Origin of the sequence: Streptomyces sp. NBC_01549, from assembly GCF_026339955.1 — a bacterium.
In the GTDB taxonomy this organism is placed as follows: Bacteria; Actinomycetota; Actinomycetes; order Streptomycetales; family Streptomycetaceae; genus Streptomyces.
This window is the reverse complement of sequence record NZ_JAPEPW010000001.1, coordinates 1,636,993-1,653,438: the sequence shown is the minus strand read 5'-3', so window position 1 is coordinate 1,653,438 and position 16,446 is coordinate 1,636,993. Positions and strand designations below refer to the sequence as shown.

The window sequence follows — 16,446 nt, the reverse complement described above, 5'->3', positions numbered from 1 at the left end:
AACAACTGCCTCCGGCGTCCCGGGACGCTATGCCAGCCCAGGCCCCCGCACCGGGATCGACGTGAACGTCGGGGCGGGCGCCGGGTCCTTGAAGAAGTCGTTGCCCTTGTCGTCGACGACGATGAACGCCGGGAAGTCCTCGACCTCGATCCTCCAGACGGCCTCCATGCCGAGCTCCTCGTACTCGACGACCTCGACCTTCTTGATGCAGTCCTGGGCGAGCCGCGCGGCGGGCCCGCCGATGGAGCCGAGGTAGAAGCCGCCGTGCGCGTCACAGGCGCCTGTGACCTGCGCGGACCGGTTGCCCTTCGCGAGCATCACCTTGGAGCCGCCCGCGGCCTGGAACTGCTCCACGTAGGAGTCCATGCGGCCGGCGGTGGTGGGACCGAACGAACCCGACGCGTACCCCTCGGGGGTCTTGGCCGGACCGGCGTAGTACACCGGGTGGTCCTTCAGGTACTGCGGCATCTCCTCGCCCGCGTCCAGCCGCTCCTTGATCTTGGCGTGCGCGATGTCGCGCGCCACGACGAGCGGACCGGACAGCGAGAGCCGGGTCTTGACCGGGTACTTCGTCAGCTCGGCGAGGATGTCGTCCATCGGCTGGTTCAGGTCGATCCTGACGACGTCGTCCCCGGCGGACTCCAGGTGCTCGTCCGTGGTCTCCGGCAGGAAGCGCGCGGGGTCGGTCTCCAGCTGCTCCAGGAACACGCCCTCGGCGGTGATCTTCGCGACGGCCTGACGGTCGGCGGAGCAGGACACCGCGATCGCGACGGGACAGGACGCGCCGTGCCGCGGCAGGCGCACCACGCGCACGTCGTGGCAGAAGTACTTGCCGCCGAACTGCGCGCCGATGCCGATCTTCTGCGTCAGCTCGAAGACCTTCTGCTCCAGGTCCTTGTCCCGGAAGCCGTGTCCGAGCTCCGAGCCCTCGGCCGGGATCTCGTCCAGGTAGTGCGCGGAGGCGTACTTGGCGGTCTTCAGGGCGTACTCGGCGCTCGTGCCGCCAACGACGATCGCCAGGTGGTACGGCGGGCAGGCGGCCGTGCCCAGCGAACGGATCTTCTCCTCCAGGAACTTCATCATGGAGGCCTCGTTCAGAACGGCCTTCGTCTCCTGGTACAGGAAGCTCTTGTTCGCCGAACCGCCGCCCTTGGCCATGAACAGGAACTTGTAGGCGCCGCCGTCGGTCGCGTACAGCTCGACCTGTGCGGGAAGGTTGGACCCGGTGTTCTTCTCCTCCCACATGGTGAGCGGAGCCATCTGCGAGTAGCGCAGGTTCAGCTTGGTGTAGGCGTCGTAGATGCCGTGCGAGAGGGCCTCTTCGTCGCCGCCCTCGGTGAGCACGTTCTGTCCGCGCTTGCCCATGACGATCGCGGTGCCGGTGTCCTGGCACATGGGCAGTACGCCGGCGGCCGCGATGTTCGCGTTCTTCAGCAGGTCCAGGGCGACGAACTTGTCGTTGCCGGACGCCTCGGGGTCGTCGATGATGCGCCGCAGCTGCGCCAGGTGCGCGGGCCGCAGATAGTGCTGGATGTCGTGGATGGCCTCCGCGGCGAGCTTGCGCAGCGCCTCCGGCTCGACCTTGAGGAACGTGCGCCCGTCGGCCTCGAACGTGGAAACACCCTCGGAGGTCACCAGCCGGTACGGGGTGGTGTCCTCTCCCTGGGGGAGCAGATCGGTGTACGCGAACTCAGGCATCTACGGCCCATTCCTCACTCGACAGAAAGCGGCGTGCCTCCATTGGCAGCGTGAACCAGCCTAAAACCTGGCGCCGACGGTGAGTCTGTGAGGTAAGGCTCAGTTGGTGTGAAGGGCTGGTTTTCCACAGGTCGCGAGAAGGGGTAGTCGCGATCTATCGCGTTTGGGTACCCTGCTGTCGTGGACCTTCAGAAGCGCACCGAAACCCGGGCCTCCGACGCCGAACTCCGGGCCTCCGACGCCGACCGTGACCGGATCGCCGACATGCTGCGCGAGGCCCTCGCCGAGGGGCGCCTCACCGCCGACGAGCACTCCGAGCGGGTCGAGGGGGTGCTGGCCGCGAAGACCGTGGGCGAGCTGGACCAGTTCGTGCGCGACCTGCCCGCCGCGCGCGCGAGCCGCGCGGCCAGCAGCGCGTACGCGTCGGTGCCAGGCCGTCCCCAGCCGGGCGCTGTCCCGGCGGAGGCCGACGAGAACGTGGTGGCGGTGTTCAGCGCCGCCATGCGCAAGGGCCGCTGGCGCGCCGGGCGCCGCATCCACGCGTACGCCGTCTTCGGCACCGTCGACATCGACCTCAGCGAGGCGATCTTTGAGTACCAGCAGGTCGTGATCAAGGCGATATCGGTGTTCGGCAACGTCGAGATCAAGGTCCCGGAGAACGTCTCGCTGCGTGGCAGCGGCGGCGGAGTCCTCGGCAACTTCGAGACGCACACGATGGACGCGGGCGAGCCCGACGCCCCCGTTGTCTACGTCGAAGGCCTCGCGGTCCTGGGGAACATCGAGGCGCGGCCCAAGCGCGGCAAGCTGGTCGCCGACATCCTCGACCGCACGATGGACCGGGTGGACAGGACTTTGCGCAAACACCTGGACCGTTGACGCCTGTGAACGCGACGGCGCGCGGGGCGTATTGGTCCAGCCGCCCGCGCCCCGTTTTGAACGACCGGCTCCGCTCTCGGGAACTCAGTGCATAGGCGCGCGCACAGCGGGTAGGGCTTGCTGCATCGCCTCTTGGAGGGCGCTGTGGGACTTCCCGCGGTGCCCGGCACGCCCGCGAAGCCGTCGTCAGGAGTAGACCGTGCTGCAACCGCCGCATCAGTCCCTGCAGGTAGCTGCCGTTCCGGCCCAGCGGGCGCCAGTGCGGGACAGGGATCAGGAAGCTCCATGGCACACGGAGGCGGTGTGCCGCCGGGACGAGGCCGGCCTGTTCTTCGCGCCCTCCAAGGAGCCCACGGCAGCCCGGTTGTCCCGCGAGGAGGCGGCGAAGCGCGTCTGCGCCCGCTGTCCGGTGATGGTCGAGTGCCGCGAACACGCGCTGCTGCAACCCGAGCCGTACGGAGTGTGGGGCGGCCTGACCGCCGCCGAGCGCCGCGTGGTGCTCGCCCGCCGCCGTCGCCGTGACCTCGAACTCAAGAAGGCCGCCCGCGGCACGATAGCCGCGGCGGGCTGACCCACGCGCACACCGAAGGGGCCATCCCCCCGCACTGGGGCGGCCCCTTCGCCGTACACACTTCTTCACGCGCCCCGTAGGGCATGCGCCCCCAAGGGGCGCGGGGCTGTGGCATTTGCGGCTCCGCCGCGTGGGCGCGACCAGCCACAACAGACCCGCAGTGCCCCACAGCCGACATTTCCCGGCTGCCCCTGCGGGAGCTACTTGGCTCGGTCGAAGTCGATCGCGCTGTACGCCCGCAGCTTGCTCAGCCGGTGCTCGGACCGAATCTGCCGCACCGTGCCTGACTTGGACCGCATCACGATCGACTCGGTGGTCGCGGTCTCCGCCCGGTACCGCACCCCGCGCAGCAGCTCCCCGTCCGTGATCCCGGTGGCGACGAAGAAGACGTTCTCGCCGGAGACCAGGTCGTCGGTGAGCAGCACACGGTCGAGGTCGTGCCCGGCGTCCACCGCTCGCTGCCGCTCGTCGTCGTCCTTGGGCCACAGCTTGCCCTGGATGGTGCCGCCCAGGCACTTCACGGCGCAGGCGGAGATGATGCCCTCCGGCGTCCCGCCGACGCCGAGGAGCAGGTCGATGCCGGTCCCGTCGCGCAGCGCGAGGATCGAGCCCGCGACATCGCCGTCGGAGATCAGCTTGATCCGGGCGCCCGTCTCGCGGATCTCCTTGATGATCCCCTCGTGGCGCGGCCGGTCGAGGATCACGACGGTGACGTCCTCGGGCGAGGACTTCTTGGCCTTGGCGACCCGACGGATGTTGACCGAGACGGGGGCGTTGATGTCGACGAAGTCGGCGGCCTCCGGCCCGGTCACCAGCTTGTCCATGTAGAAGACCGCGGAGGGGTCGAACATGGTGCCGCGGTCGGCGGCGGCCAGCACCGCGATCGCGTTGCTCATGCCCTTGGCGGTCAGCGTGGTCCCGTCGATCGGGTCGACGGCGATGTCGCACTCGGGACCGGTTCCGTCACCGATGCGCTCCCCGTTGAAGAGCATCGGGGCCTCGTCCTTCTCGCCTTCACCGATGACGACGACGCCGTTCATCGAGACGGTGGAGACGAGGTTGCGCATGGCGCGGACGGCGGCGCCGTCGGCGCCGTTCTTGTCGCCGCGGCCGACCCAGCGGCCCGCGGCCATCGCGGCGGCCTCGGTGACCCTGACGAGTTCCAGGGCGAGATTTCGGTCGGGGGCCTCGGAAGGCACCTCGAGTTCGGACGGCAGATGATGCTCGGTCATCGGAGCGCACCTTTCTGATACGACGACGGCCGGATGAGGGTGTGCCCCGACTCTATCGTCAGGCTGACAAAATGAGCAGGGGGCCCCACGGATGAGCAGGCCGGGGCACCTGCGACGATAGGGGGCGTGGCAGGTACGAAAGGCAAGCAGAGCGTCCGGGACATGCTTCTCTCCCTGGGCCTGATCGGGCTCATGGCGGGCGTGATCTACATCTTCATCCCGCACGACGACTCCGCGCCTCCTCTCAAGCGCGTCGACTACCGTGTCGAGCTGCTCACGGCACGCCGCGCGGCGTCGTATCCGGTGGCGGCACCCGTGGGTCTGCCGACGGCGTGGAAGGCGACCTCGGTGCGGTACGACGGCACCCAGTTCGATGCCTGGCATCTGGGCTTCCAGGACCCCGAAGGTCAGTACGTGGCGGTCGAGCAGTCCACTCAGCCCGCCGCCGTCTTCATCGACTCGGCCAGCCAGGGCGCCAAGGAGACGAAGGCCACCCAGCGGATCGGTGCCGCGACGTGGCAGCGGTACGAGGGGGACAAGTACGACGCCCTCGTGCTCAAGGCCAAGGGGGCGACCACCGTGGTGACCGGGACGGGGTCGTTCGGGCAGCTGACGAAGATGGCGGAGGCGCTGAAGACGTCGTAGGGCGCATGGACGTCGTAGTGCGTATGAGCGTGAGTCGTAGTGCGTATGAGCGTGAGAAGGGCCCCCGGCGCCATTGCCGGGGGCCCTTCTCGTATCTACGCGCCGGGGCGTACGCGGGGGCTCAGACGGTCGTGATGACCTGGTCGAAGTCCAGGCGCGGGGAGCGCGGGAACCAGGCGTCCTCGCCCGGCTTGCCGATGTTGATGACCATCAGCGGGGTGTGGTCGTCGTCCAGGAACTCCTTCTGGACGCCCGCGAAGTCGAGGCCGGTCATCGGGCCGGCGGCGAGGCCGGCGGCGCGGATGCCGATGATGAAGTAGGCGGCCTGGAGGGCGGCGTTCAGTGAGGCGGCACCCTCACGGGCCGGACGCTCGGCGTAGAAGAGGTCCTTGGCCTGCGGGAAGTGCGGGAACAGGGTGGGGAGCTCCTCGTGGAACTCGTTGTCCGCGGAGAGGATCGCGACCAGCGGGGCGGTGGCGGTCTTGGGCTGGTTGCCCTCGGCCATGTGCTGCACCAGGCGCTCGCGGGCCTCGGCGGAGCGGACCAGGGTGATGCGCAGCGGCGACTGGTTGAAGGCGGTCGGTCCGTACTTGACCAGGTCGTAGATCGCCTGCACCTGCTCGTCGGTCACCGGCTCGTCGGTGAACGTGTTGGCGGTGCGGGCCTCGCGGAACAGCAGGTCCTGGGCGGCGGGGTCAAGAACGAGAGACATCAGAAACCTTCTCGGGATGTGCGGTGGATCCGGGGGGATCAGTTGGCGATGCCGACACTACGGGGAGGAGGTTTAAGGTTCAACCAAAACCGGGGCAGGGTGATCCGCTTCACAGGGGGCGAGGCTGGTGGGATCACGACGCCTGTGGGCAATGGGAGCCGGCAGAGCGCGCGATCAGGCGGCGGTGAGGCCGTTGCGACGAGGCCGTTCCAGGGTGCCAGGGCTCCAGGAGAGCGACGAGGCCGCCGTCACCGAGCGGGACGGCGGCCGGGTGTCGCTTGGGATGCCACCGGGGTGGGGCGTGAGCCGGGTGTGGGCGCGGTCGGCCGGAGCCGAGGCGTCACCGGTCCCGGAAGGGGGCGACCGTCACTCGGAGTCGCGGCCCCCGTCCCCGTCTCCGTCGCCGCTGTCCGGCTCCTCCTCGGCCAGCGCCGCGTCCAGGCGGGCCCGTGCGCCCTCCAGCCAGCGGCGGCAGACCTTCGCCAGCTCCTCGCCCCGTTCCCAGAGCGCCAGGGACTCCTCGAGCGTCGTGCCGCCCGCCTCCAGTCGGCGTACGACCTCGATCAGCTCGTCCCGCGCCTGCTCGTACCCGAGCGCCTCGTCCACCTTGCTGGTCATGCGCCCACCCTATGCATCGACTCGTACCGTGAATTCACCCTCGGCGACCCGCGCCCGCAGCGCCTCGCCCTCCGCCACCTCGCCCGCGTCCCGGACCACATGACCGTCGGCCTTCTGCAGCACCGCGTACCCCCGCTGGAGGGTCGCGGCGGGGGAGAGGGCCACCACACGCGCGTGGGTGTGCGTCAGCTCCGAGTCGGCGCGGTCGAGCAGATGCCCGAGCGTGCGCCGCCCGCGGTCCAGCAGCGCGGCGACCTGATCGGCGCGCTCGTCGACCATCCGGTGCGGATCCTCAATCGAGGGCCGGGCCAGCGCGTGCGCGAGCCCGCGCTCCTCCCGCTCGATGAAGGACCGTACGCTCCGCCGCGCACGGTCCCGCAGCAACCGCACCCGCTCGTACTCCTCCCCGACGTCCGGCACGACCTTCTTGGCCGCGTCCGTCGGCGTGGACGCGCGCAGGTCGGCCACGAAGTCCAGCAACGGATGGTCGGGCTCGTGCCCGATGGCCGACACGACCGGCGTACGACAGGCCGCGACCGCCCGTACGAGCTGCTCGTCCGAGAACGGCAGCAGGTCCTCCACGCTGCCACCGCCGCGCGCCACGACGATCACGTCCACGGCGTCGAGCGCGTCCAGCTCCTTCACGGCCTGCACGACCTGCGGCACCGCGTGCACCCCCTGCACGGGGACGTTGCGCACCTCGAAGCGGACGGCCGGCCAGCGGTGCCGCGCGTTCTCCAGCACGTCCCGCTCGGCCGCGGACGCGCGCCCGCACACCAGCCCGATGAGCTGCGGCAGGAACGGCAGTGCCTTCTTGCGCTCGGGCGCGAACAGCCCCTCGCTCGCCAGGGACTTCTTCAACTGCTCAAGGCGCGCGAGAAGTTCTCCCACCCCCACCGGCTTGATCTCCGTGGCCCGCAGCGACAGCTGCCCGCGCGGCGCGTACCACTCCGGCTTCGCCAGTACGACGACGCGGGCGCCCTCGCTCACCACGTCCGCCACCGCCTCGAACACCTGCCGGAAGCAGGTGACGCTCACCGAGATGTCGTACGACGGGTCGCGCAGCGTCAGAAAGACGACGCCCGCGCCGGGGCGCCGCGACAACTGGGTGATCTGCCCCTCGACCCACACCGCGCCGAGCCGGTCGATCCACCCTCCGATGAGCCGCGACACCTCGCCGACGGGCAGGGGGGCGTCCGCGGACGTGTTGAGAGCCATGCGCCCGAGGGTAACGGCCCCAACTGACACGGGGTGCGTACCCGTTTCTTGGCGCGGAGCATCGGTCCTGCCCAGCTCCCCATCAGCCGCCCCAAGGAGGCGATCTTCGACCCGCCGAGCGCGGCCTTACGATGGGTGCCATGACTGCTTCGCCTGGCCGCCGTGTCCTGCTCGCCGCCCCCCGTGGCTACTGCGCGGGCGTGGACCGCGCAGTGATCGCCGTCGAGAAGGCCCTCGAGCAGTACGGGGCCCCGATCTATGTCCGCCACGAGATCGTCCACAACAAATACGTCGTGCAGACCCTGGAGAAGAAGGGCGCGATCTTCGTCGAGCGGACGGCCGAGGTCCCCGAGGGGTCCATCGTCATGTTCTCGGCGCACGGCGTCGCCCCGGTCGTCCACGACGAGGCCGCGGCCGGCAAGCTCGCCACCATCGACGCGACCTGCCCGCTGGTCACCAAGGTCCACAAGGAAGCCGTCCGGTTCGCGAACGAGGACTTCGACATCCTGCTGATCGGGCACGAGGGCCACGAGGAGGTCATCGGCACCTCCGGCGAGGCACCCGACCACATCACCCTCGTGGACGGCCCCGGGGACGTCGCCAAGGTCGAGGTCCGCGACCCGTCCAAGGTCGTCTGGCTCTCCCAGACCACGCTGTCGGTCGACGAGACGATGGAGACGGTCGACGCGCTGAAGGAGAAGTTCCCGCAGCTCATCTCCCCGCCCAGCGACGACATCTGCTACGCCACGCAGAACCGTCAGCTGGCCGTGAAGCAGATGGGCGAGGAAGCGGACCTGGTCATCGTGGTCGGCTCGCGCAACTCCTCCAACTCCGTACGTCTCGTCGAGGTCGCCAAGCTCGCGGGAGCGCGGGCGGCCCACCTCGTGGACTTCGCCGACGAGATCGAGGAGGGCTGGCTGGAGGGTGTGACGACGGTCGGTGTCACCTCGGGTGCCTCCGTCCCGGAGATCCTGGTCGAGCAGGTCCTGGAGTGGCTCTCCGCCCGTGGCTTCGAGGACGTCGAGATCGTCAAGGCGGCCGAGGAGTCCATCACCTTCTCGCTGCCCAAGGAGCTGCGCCGCGATCTGCGCGCGGAGGCGGCGGCGCTGGTGGAGCAGCGCACGGCGGCCGGTGCTTCGGCCCCCTCGGAGAAGTAACTGTCAGTCGTACGACGTAGCGTAGGGCCATGCAGATCTTCGGCGTGGACATCGGCGGATCCGGGATCAAGGGTGCCCCTGTGGACCTGGACCGCGGCGAACTGACGGAGGAGCGCTACAAAGTGCTCACTCCGCATCCGGCGACCCCGGACGCGGTGGCCGACGGCGTGAAGGAGGTCGTCGGTCACTTCGGCTGGACGGGACCCGTCGGCATCACCTTCCCCGGCGTGGTCACCGGCGGCGCCACCATTCGTACGGCTGCCAACGTCGACAAGGCGTGGATCGACACCGACGCTCGCGCCCTGCTGGGCGACCGGCTGGGCGGTCTCCCGGTGACGGTGCTGAACGACGCGGACGCGGCGGGCGTCGCCGAGATGGAGTTCGGCGCCGGGCGCGACCGCCAGGGCACGGTCCTCATGCTCACCTTCGGCACGGGCATCGGCAGCGCGCTCTTCATCGACGGCGAGCTGGTTCCGAACACGGAGCTGGGACACCTCGAGCTGAACGGCCACGACGCGGAGAAGCGCGCCTCCACCAAGGCCAAGGAAGACCACGAGCTGACCTGGGAGCACTGGGCGCGCCGGGTCACGAAGTACCTCGCCCACGTGGAAATGCTGTTCTCTCCCGAGCTCTTCATCATCGGCGGCGGCGTCAGCCGCAAGGCCGACAGGTTCCTGCCGCTGATCGAGGGCATCAAGGCGGAGATCGTCCCGGCGCAGTTGCAGAACAACGCGGGGATCGTGGGAGCGGCGATGCGGGCGGCGAAGTCCGCGTAGGCCTTCCGGAGCGCGCAGGGCGGGCCCGGGAGCCCGGCGCCGGTGTGGTCGCGTCCGCCGGCCCGTCGGTGTCTGTCAGGCCGCCGCCGTCAGTCAGGCCGGACGGCGGCGCGGCTGGATCTCCGGACGGGCCGCCTGGGCCGCCCTGCGTTGGGCGGCCCTGCGGCGCATCAGGCGGACCTTCCGTACGGTGGTGATGACGCCGGCGACCAGCGTCCCCCCGTACAGCCATACCGCCTGGGTCGCCAGCGCGGTGACCAGCCCCATCAGCTCGCCCCCCATCCCGCCGCCCCCGTCGGCGACGGGCAGCAGCCCGAACGCGAAGGCGATGGGCACGATGATGGGCGCGGTGACGAGGTCTCCCCGTCGCACCCACAGCGCGGTCAGCGCGCACACAGGCAGGAACAACACCCCGTAGACCACCAGCGACGCCCCGAACAGCAGCTGGTCGAGACAGGCGAGCGCGAACATCGTGGCCCCGCAGAACAGTCCGCCGCCGAGCCCGGTGAGCCGGGGGTTCGGCATCCGCCGTCGCGCCGGAGCGGGCCTGGGCAGGGGCGCGGGCCGTCGAGCGGGGGGTGTACCCCTGCGTACGCCGTCGGCCGCGGCGCGCCCCGTCTGAGCGGGAAGAGGTGCGCCGCGTCGCGGTCTGTACTGAGGGGGACGCGTCCTGTGTTGCTCCACTGGACCAACTTAGGTCGGTTTATGTGTGGAATAGCCCCTCAGACACGCCGATGGGCCGACCTTGGCCATGCGTTCGACAGGTCGCCGGTAAGGGGTCTGGCACCCCGTAGACTGGTGGATCGGCCCGCGCACCTTCGCGGGCCTGTCGCCCACCCTCACGTACGGGAAGTCGCAACGTGTCGCTCACGATCGGAATCGTCGGTCTGCCCAATGTCGGCAAGTCGACCCTGTTCAACGCCCTGACCAAGAACGACGTGCTCGCGGCCAACTACCCGTTCGCGACGATCGAGCCGAACGTCGGCGTGGTCGGCGTCCCCGACGCGCGCCTGACGAAGCTGGCCGAGATCTTCTCCTCCCAGAAGGTCCTCCCGGCGACCGTCGACTTCGTCGACATCGCGGGCATCGTGAAGGGCGCATCCGAGGGCGAGGGCCTGGGCAACAAGTTCCTCGCGAACATCCGCGAGTCGGACGCGATCTGCCAGGTCATCCGTGCCTTCAAGGACGAGAACGTCGTGCACGTCGACGGCAAGGTCTCGCCCAAGAACGACATCGAGACGATCAACACCGAGCTGATCCTCGCGGACCTCCAGACCATCGAGAAGGTCTTGCCGCGCCTCCAGAAGGAGTCGCGCATCAAGAAGGACATCGCTCCCAAGGTCGCGGCGGTCGAGGCGGCGAAGGAGATCCTGGAGAAGGGCGACACACTCTTCTCGCAGGGCATCGTCCAGGGCTCCGGCAACGAGGAGCTCCTGCACGACCTCCACCTCCTGACCACCAAGCCGTTCCTCTACGTCTTCAACGTGGACGAGGACGAGCTGGTCGACGAGGACTTCAAGGCCGAGCAGCGCACCCTGGTCGCCCCCGCCGAGGCGATCTTCCTCAACGCCAAGCTGGAGGCGGACCTCGCCGAGCTCGACGAGGAGGACGCCATGGAGCTCCTGGAGTCGGTGGGCGCCGAGGAGCCTGGCCTCGCCACCCTCGCCCGCGTCGGCTTCGACACCCTCGGCCTGCAGACCTATCTGACGGCCGGCCCCAAGGAATCCCGCGCCTGGACCATCAAGAAGGGCGCCACCGCCCCCGAGGCCGCCGGAGTCATCCACACCGACTTCCAGAAGGGCTTCATCAAGGCGGAGGTCATCTCCTTCCAGGACCTCGTCGACACGGGCTCGGTCACCGAGGCCCGCGCCAAGGGCAAGGCCCGCATGGAGGGCAAGGACTACGTCATGCAGGACGGCGACGTGGTGGAGTTCCGCTTCAACGTGTAGCGGGCGATATACCACCACATCGCTGATCTGCGAAGACGCGGATCGGAAGGGGCCCCGCTCTTTGGAGTCGAGCCCCTTCTTTGCTGTGCGTACAAGTCCGCCGTCGTCCCATGTTCAGCGACAGATCGCATAGGCGCGCGTCACGTTGCCCGGTCTCCATCGGCCTTCCGAGGACGAGTACGACATCGTCGACAACTGGGGCACCTACCGGTTCCAGGCGGATCCGGGGCGCGTGACCGCGGTGGCCCGCGCGCCGGGAGCCGGGCCGGGCTGTCGGTGGTGGGCAGTAATGTCGGTCCGGTGGGGAAACGTGAGCGGAGTCTGCTCGCCGAGGGCGTCGGACTGCACGAGGCCGCGCGGGGTGTGCTCGCCGATCACGCCCGCGCGCTCGAAGCGGTGCGCGCGGCGCTCGCACCGATCCACGCCGAACTCGTCGGCAAGGAGCTGGAGTCCATCCCTGTCTCCCGGCTGAAGGATGTCACCGAGGGGCGGCTGCGGCTCGGGGCGCTGGAGACGGCCGGGTTCGCGTCGGTGCGGGCGGTGTACGAGGCGGGGCGGTACGAGCTGCGGCAGCTGCCGGGGGTGGGCGCGCAGACCGCCGACCGGGCCCTCGCCGCGGCCCGGCAGCTCGCGCGCGCGGTGGGGGAGACCGTTTCCGTACGGATGGACGTCGACCGGCCCGAGCCCCGCACGACCGCCCTGGTGATCGCGCTGCGCACCCTCGTCGAGGCCGGTCCCGAGCTGCGCCGGGCCGTGGACGCGGCGACGCGGATCGACGAGCGGCTCGGGGCGCTGCTGCCCGCGGCCCGGCCCGCCGGCGGACGGCTGCGGATGGCGCTCGCGGGGCGGGAGCGGCGACGGAGCGCGCTCGACGCGGTCGCCGAACTGCGCGAGCTGACCGCCGACGCGGGCGCCCGTGACGTACGCCTGCTGCTCGCTCAGGCCTCGACCGACCTGCTGCGGGAGCCCGCCTCCGAGATCGAGGCGTGGGTCGACTTCGAGTTGCGCTCCACGGAGTACTACAGCCAGCTCGCCGAGGTCAGTGAGCACCGTTCGGACGTGGCGGCCGTCGAGGGCTTCCTGCCGTCGGAGGTCGCCGAGCGGGTGCATGCCCAGGTGCTGGACGACACCCGGCGCAGGGTCTCGTTGCGCGGCTACCAGGACTTCGGCGCCCGGTTCGCGCTCGCCCAGCGCCGGGTCGTTCTCGGCGACGAGATGGGGCTCGGCAAGACCGTGCAGGCCATCGCCGTGCTCGCCCATCTCGCGGCGGACGGGCACAGCCACTTCCTGGTCGTCTGCCCGGCGAGCGTACTGATCAACTGGACGCGCGAGATCGGCGCGCGCAGCACGTTGCGGGCCCTGCCGGTGCACGGTGCGGAGCGGCTGGAGGCCTACGAGGAGTGGCGGGAGCGCGGGGGCGTCGCGATCACCACGTACGACATGCTGCACCGGCTGCCCGCCCCGGACGGCGAGGGGACGAAGCCGGGGATGGTGGTCGTCGACGAGGCGCACTACGTGAAGAATCCGGACACCCGCCGTTCCAAGGCGGTCGCGGCCTGGACGGGGCACTGTGAGCGTGTCCTGTTCCTCACCGGGACGCCCATGGAGAACCGGGTCGAGGAGTTCCGTACCCTCGTCCGCTACCTCCAGCCCACCCTCCTCCCCTCGATACGGCACGCCACCGCGGCCGCCGGTCCGCACGCCTTCCGCAAGTCCGTCGCCCCCGCCTACCTGCGCCGTAACCAGCGGGACGTCCTCACCGAGCTGCCCGCGCTGGTGGAGGTCGACGAGTGGGAGGAGCTCAGCGCCGCGGACCGGGCGGCGTACCTCAGGGCGGTCGAGGACGGGAACTTCATGGCGATGCGCAGGGCCGCGTACGCCGACGCGGAGAAGTCCGCGAAGCTGGGGCGACTGCGCGAACTGGTCGCCGAGGCGGCGGAGAACGGCCTGAAGGTCGTGGTGTTCTCCTACTTCAGGGATGTACTGGGGACGGTTCAGCAGGTGTTGGAAGCGGGTCAGGACGGCCTGGGGACGGGGCAACGGGCGCGGGCGAGAGGCGTGTTCGGGCCGGTCTCCGGCGCCGTGCCCGCCGTGCGTCGGCAGCGTCTCGTCGACGACTTCACGGCAGCTCCCGGTCACGCGGTCCTCCTCTGCCAGATCGAGGCCGCCGGTATCGGACTCAACCTTCAGGCCGCCTCCGTGGTCATCCTGTGCGAACCGCAGGTCAAGCCCACGATGGAGCATCAGGCCGTGGCTCGTGCCCACCGCATGGGCCAGGTGAGGCCCGTTCAGGTGCACCGACTCCTCACCACCGACAGCGTCGACCAGCGCCTGCTGCACATCCTCAAGAACAAGACCCGTTTGTTCGACGCCTACGCCCGCCGCAGCGACACCGCCGAACAGAGCCCGGACGCGGTCGACATCTCCGACAGCGCCCTCGCCCGCCGCATCGTGGAGGAGGAGCAACTACGACTGGCGGGCGGCACGGGGCCGGGGCAGGCTGGTGCGCGGGAGCCGTGAGGGTCACCTGGGAGAAGCGCACCCGGGACACGGCCTTCGACGAGTAGGCGCCGCTGCTTTCCTCCGACCTGATCCGCCGGACAGGCCCTACCCCCGGGCCAACCCGGTCTTCACGCCCGCCCCGCACAGCGGCACCACCGCCGTACGTCCCCAGAGCACCCCCTCCCGTACCGCCGCCCAGCACGCCGCGCCCGTCGACTCGACGTACAGGCCCCGTGCCGCCAAGTCCCGCTGGGCGTGCCGGATCTGGTTCTCCGTCACCGTGAGGAACGTGCCGCCGAAGGCGCGTACGGTGCGCAGGATCTGGCGGGCCCGGGGCGGGCGCGGGATGGCGATTCCCTCGGCGATGGTGGGGGCCGTGGGGGTGACGCCGACCAGCTCTTCCGAGCCCTCGGCCCAGGCATGCGCGAGCGGGGCCACCGCGGCGGCCTGGACCGCGTACAGCGCGGGCCTCCGGTCGATGAGCCCCGCACGGTGCAGCTCGGCGACGGCCAGGGCGGCGCCGAGGAGCAGTGTGCCGTTGCCGACGGGGACGACGATGACGTCGGGCAGGCGCCCGCCCAGGTCTTCCCAGAGCTCGTGCACGTACGTCTTCGTGCCGTGCAGGAAGTACGGGTTGAAGACGTGCGAGGCGTAGAACGTGCCGGGCGAGTCCGCGGCTTCGCGGGCCGCTCGTGCCGTCGCCTCCCGGTCCCCGTCCACGACGTGCACCCGCGCGCCGTGCGCCTCGATCTGCTCCAGCTTCTTCGGTGACGTGCCCTCGGGGACGTACACCGTGCAGGGCAGCGCGGCCCGCGCGCAGTACGCGGCGATCGCCGTCCCCGCGTTGCCGCTGCTGTCCGCGAGCACCTGTCGGGGCCCCAGCCGCAGCGCCAGCTCGGCCAGCAGGACGGCGCCGCGGTCCTTGAAGGACAGGGTCGGCATCAGGAAGTCCAGCTTGGCCGAGATGCCCCCGCGCAGCTCCACCAGCGGGGTGCGGCCCTCGCCCAGGCTGACCGTGGGTGCGGCCAGCGGGAGGCACTCCGCGTACCGCCACAGTGAGTTCACGCGCCCGGTCAGGGAGGTGAGGGGTGCGGGGGTCGGTGCGAAGTGCAGGTCGAGCGGGCCACGGCAGACCGGGCAGCACCAGTCGAGCGAGCCGCCGGGGACGCGCGTACCGTCCGCCGGGCAGAAGCGATCCGGCAAAGGTGTCATGTGTGCAGGCTATGCGTGCGCCTCGTCGTCGAGCCGACCCGAGGAAGACGGTCACCGCACGCAAGGTTTTGGGCCTCACTGCCACCCCGCCGTCGGGCGGCGGAGGAGGGGACGGCCGGGGCGACGGGGGGAAACGGTGAGGGTGTGGAGGTGTGACGCGGGCTATAGCGGGGAGAAAGTGCCTGGGTAAAGCCCTCGGCAGGCATAAGTAATCACATCGAGTGATTCTCTGGCCTGCACTTGCGTGGCACAACCCACGGTTGCCAGGCTGTTGCTGTCTGTACAACCTGATGGGAGCGGCCAGTGACTTTCGGTGAGCAGCCGGCGTATCTGCGTGTCGCGGGTGATCTCCGCAAGAAGATCGTCGACGGTTCGCTGCCACCGCACACCCGCCTCCCCTCCCAGGCCAGGATCCGCGAGGAGTACGGGGTCTCGGACACGGTCGCCCTGGAGGCGCGCAAGGTGCTGATGGCCGAGGGCCTGGTCGAGGGCCGCTCCGGCTCGGGGACGTATGTGCGGGAGCGGCCGGTGCCGCGCCGGGTGGCCCGCTCCGGGTACCGCCCGGACAGCGGCGTGACCCCCTTCCGTCAGGAGCAGGCCGACCTGTCCGTGCGCGGCACCTGGGAGTCGCACAGCGCGCAGGCCGAGGCGAGCGGCGCGATCGCCGAGCGCCTCTCGATCCGGCCCGGCGACCGCGTCATGTGCACGAACTACGTGTTCCGGGACGGCGGCGAGGCGATGATGCTCTCCACCTCCTGGGAGCCCCTCGCCGTCACAGGCCGCACCCCGGTGATGCTTCCCGAGGAGGGCCCGCTCGGTGGCATGGGCGTCGTCGAGCGGATGGCGGCCATCGACGTGATCGTGGACAACGTCACGGAGGAAGTGGGAGCCCGCCCCGGCCTCGCCGAGGAACTCCTCGCGCTGGGCGGTGTTCCCGGGCATGTGGTCGTCGTCATCCAGCGGACGTACTTCGCCTCGGGCCGTCCGGTGGAGACGGCCGACGTCGTCGTACCGGCGGACCGGTATCGCATCGCGTATCACCTGCCGGTGAAGTAGGCGTAGGAGTTCACGGGCGGTCGGCGTCCGCGGGGCGACCTCGTTCCCGGGCGAGCCGACCGTCAAGTGCCCGGCGCGCGACCTCGGTTGCAATCTGGCCTTTCTCAACTGCCCTGCTCGGGGTGGAGTTCGCGCTGCCTGGACGGCGCACGGAGGGCGGTCGACGGCGCGTTCGTACGCATGCGCCCCCTCCGCCTTGGCCGGTTGCGTACCTCTTTGTGCAA

The 16,446-nt window shown here is 70.2% G+C and carries 15 protein-coding genes; 8 read left to right on the top strand and 7 right to left on the bottom strand.

Going from position 1 to position 16,446, the window contains the following annotated elements:
• Window positions 1-27: 27 nt before the first annotated feature.
• Window positions 28-1,698 (bottom strand): fumarate hydratase, encoded by a 1,671-nt coding sequence (locus OG819_RS07035; RefSeq protein ID WP_266628211.1) that lies wholly within the window; start codon window positions 1,696-1,698, stop codon window positions 28-30.
• 180 nt (window positions 1,699-1,878) lie between these two features.
• Between OG819_RS07035 and OG819_RS07030 the strand changes: the two genes are divergently transcribed.
• Together OG819_RS07030 and OG819_RS07025 are read left to right on the top strand one after the other, a co-directional pair.
• Window positions 1,879-2,574 carry a DUF1707 domain-containing protein gene (locus tag OG819_RS07030; RefSeq protein WP_266648504.1) on the top strand — a complete coding sequence of 232 codons (696 nt, stop codon included), beginning with the start codon at window positions 1,879-1,881 and terminating at the stop codon, window positions 2,572-2,574.
• 199 nt (window positions 2,575-2,773) lie between these two features.
• On the top strand, window positions 2,774-3,145 hold the full coding sequence (locus tag OG819_RS07025; RefSeq protein WP_075028724.1) for a WhiB family transcriptional regulator: 372 nt from the start codon (window positions 2,774-2,776) through the stop codon (window positions 3,143-3,145).
• 200 nt (window positions 3,146-3,345) lie between these two features.
• On the opposite strand, the gene glpX is transcribed toward OG819_RS07025, so the two are convergent.
• Entirely contained in the window at window positions 3,346-4,377 is a 1,032-nt protein-coding gene (gene glpX / locus OG819_RS07020; protein WP_266436379.1) for a class II fructose-bisphosphatase, read from the bottom strand.
• 126 nt (window positions 4,378-4,503) lie between these two features.
• Between glpX and OG819_RS07015 the strand changes: the two genes are divergently transcribed.
• Complete coding sequence (locus OG819_RS07015) at window positions 4,504-5,022, top strand: DUF4245 domain-containing protein (RefSeq protein WP_266436377.1); 519 nt, start codon at window positions 4,504-4,506, stop codon at window positions 5,020-5,022.
• A 121-nt stretch (window positions 5,023-5,143) separates the two neighbouring features.
• Here the strand turns inward: OG819_RS07015 and OG819_RS07010 are convergent, their stop codons facing one another.
• From OG819_RS07010 to xseA, 3 genes are all read right to left on the bottom strand, one after another.
• Window positions 5,144-5,734, bottom strand: coding sequence for a malonic semialdehyde reductase (locus OG819_RS07010; protein ID WP_266436375.1), 591 nt, complete (start codon window positions 5,732-5,734; stop codon window positions 5,144-5,146).
• A 366-nt stretch (window positions 5,735-6,100) separates the two neighbouring features.
• Window positions 6,101-6,352 (bottom strand): exodeoxyribonuclease VII small subunit, encoded by a 252-nt coding sequence (locus OG819_RS07005; RefSeq protein ID WP_266648503.1) that lies wholly within the window; start codon window positions 6,350-6,352, stop codon window positions 6,101-6,103.
• 9 nt (window positions 6,353-6,361) lie between these two features.
• Window positions 6,362-7,570, bottom strand: a complete 1,209-nt coding sequence (xseA, locus tag OG819_RS07000; protein ID WP_266585428.1) for an exodeoxyribonuclease VII large subunit — start codon at window positions 7,568-7,570, stop codon at window positions 6,362-6,364.
• 131 nt (window positions 7,571-7,701) lie between these two features.
• Here xseA and OG819_RS06995 point away from each other — a divergent pair, with 131 nt between their 5' ends.
• Window positions 7,702-8,727, top strand: coding sequence for a 4-hydroxy-3-methylbut-2-enyl diphosphate reductase (locus tag OG819_RS06995; protein ID WP_266436369.1), 1,026 nt, complete (start codon window positions 7,702-7,704; stop codon window positions 8,725-8,727).
• A 29-nt stretch (window positions 8,728-8,756) separates the two neighbouring features.
• A complete protein-coding gene (gene ppgK / locus OG819_RS06990; RefSeq protein WP_266648502.1) occupies window positions 8,757-9,503 on the top strand; it encodes a polyphosphate--glucose phosphotransferase in 747 nt (248 codons plus the stop codon).
• Between the two features lie 93 nt (window positions 9,504-9,596).
• Here the strand turns inward: ppgK and OG819_RS06985 are convergent, their stop codons facing one another.
• Entirely contained in the window at window positions 9,597-10,187 is a 591-nt protein-coding gene (locus OG819_RS06985; RefSeq protein ID WP_266628226.1) for a DUF6542 domain-containing protein, read from the bottom strand.
• A gap of 176 nt (window positions 10,188-10,363) precedes the next feature.
• Here OG819_RS06985 and ychF point away from each other — a divergent pair, with 176 nt between their 5' ends.
• Both ychF and OG819_RS06975 read left to right on the top strand, forming a co-directional pair.
• A complete protein-coding gene (gene ychF / locus OG819_RS06980; protein ID WP_266628228.1) occupies window positions 10,364-11,452 on the top strand; it encodes a redox-regulated ATPase YchF in 1,089 nt (362 codons plus the stop codon).
• Between the two features lie 300 nt (window positions 11,453-11,752).
• Window positions 11,753-13,972, top strand: coding sequence for a DEAD/DEAH box helicase (locus OG819_RS06975; RefSeq protein ID WP_266648501.1), 2,220 nt, complete (start codon window positions 11,753-11,755; stop codon window positions 13,970-13,972).
• A gap of 87 nt (window positions 13,973-14,059) precedes the next feature.
• On the opposite strand, the gene OG819_RS06970 is transcribed toward OG819_RS06975, so the two are convergent.
• Window positions 14,060-15,166: a pyridoxal-phosphate dependent enzyme gene (locus OG819_RS06970; protein ID WP_266648500.1), complete on the bottom strand. Its 1,107-nt coding sequence runs from the start codon at window positions 15,164-15,166 to the stop codon at window positions 14,060-14,062.
• 303 nt (window positions 15,167-15,469) lie between these two features.
• On the opposite strand from OG819_RS06970, the gene OG819_RS06965 reads away from it, so the two are divergent.
• The gene (locus tag OG819_RS06965) at window positions 15,470-16,222 is read left to right on the top strand and encodes a GntR family transcriptional regulator (protein WP_266436357.1); all 753 of its coding nucleotides are present in this window, start codon (window positions 15,470-15,472) and stop codon (window positions 16,220-16,222) included.
• Window positions 16,223-16,446 lie beyond the last annotated feature (224 nt).

What these genes read in the sequence shown, in the direction of transcription:
- OG819_RS06995 (WP_266436369.1), top strand. Translation starts at nt 7,702, where the DNA reads ATGGGTGCCATGACTGCTTCGCCTGGCCGCCGTGTCCTGCTCGCCGCC.
- OG819_RS06970 (WP_266648500.1), bottom strand. Translation starts at nt 15,166, where the DNA reads ATGACACCTTTGCCGGATCGCTTCTGCCCGGCGGACGGTACGCGCGTC.
- xseA (WP_266585428.1), bottom strand. Translation starts at nt 7,570, where the DNA reads ATGGCTCTCAACACGTCCGCGGACGCCCCCCTGCCCGTCGGCGAGGTG.
- glpX (WP_266436379.1), bottom strand. Translation starts at nt 4,377, where the DNA reads ATGACCGAGCATCATCTGCCGTCCGAACTCGAGGTGCCTTCCGAGGCC.
- OG819_RS07010 (WP_266436375.1), bottom strand. Translation starts at nt 5,734, where the DNA reads ATGTCTCTCGTTCTTGACCCCGCCGCCCAGGACCTGCTGTTCCGCGAG.
- OG819_RS07005 (WP_266648503.1), bottom strand. Translation starts at nt 6,352, where the DNA reads ATGACCAGCAAGGTGGACGAGGCGCTCGGGTACGAGCAGGCGCGGGAC.
- ppgK (WP_266648502.1), top strand. Translation starts at nt 8,757, where the DNA reads ATGCAGATCTTCGGCGTGGACATCGGCGGATCCGGGATCAAGGGTGCC.
- OG819_RS07035 (WP_266628211.1), bottom strand. Translation starts at nt 1,698, where the DNA reads ATGCCTGAGTTCGCGTACACCGATCTGCTCCCCCAGGGAGAGGACACC.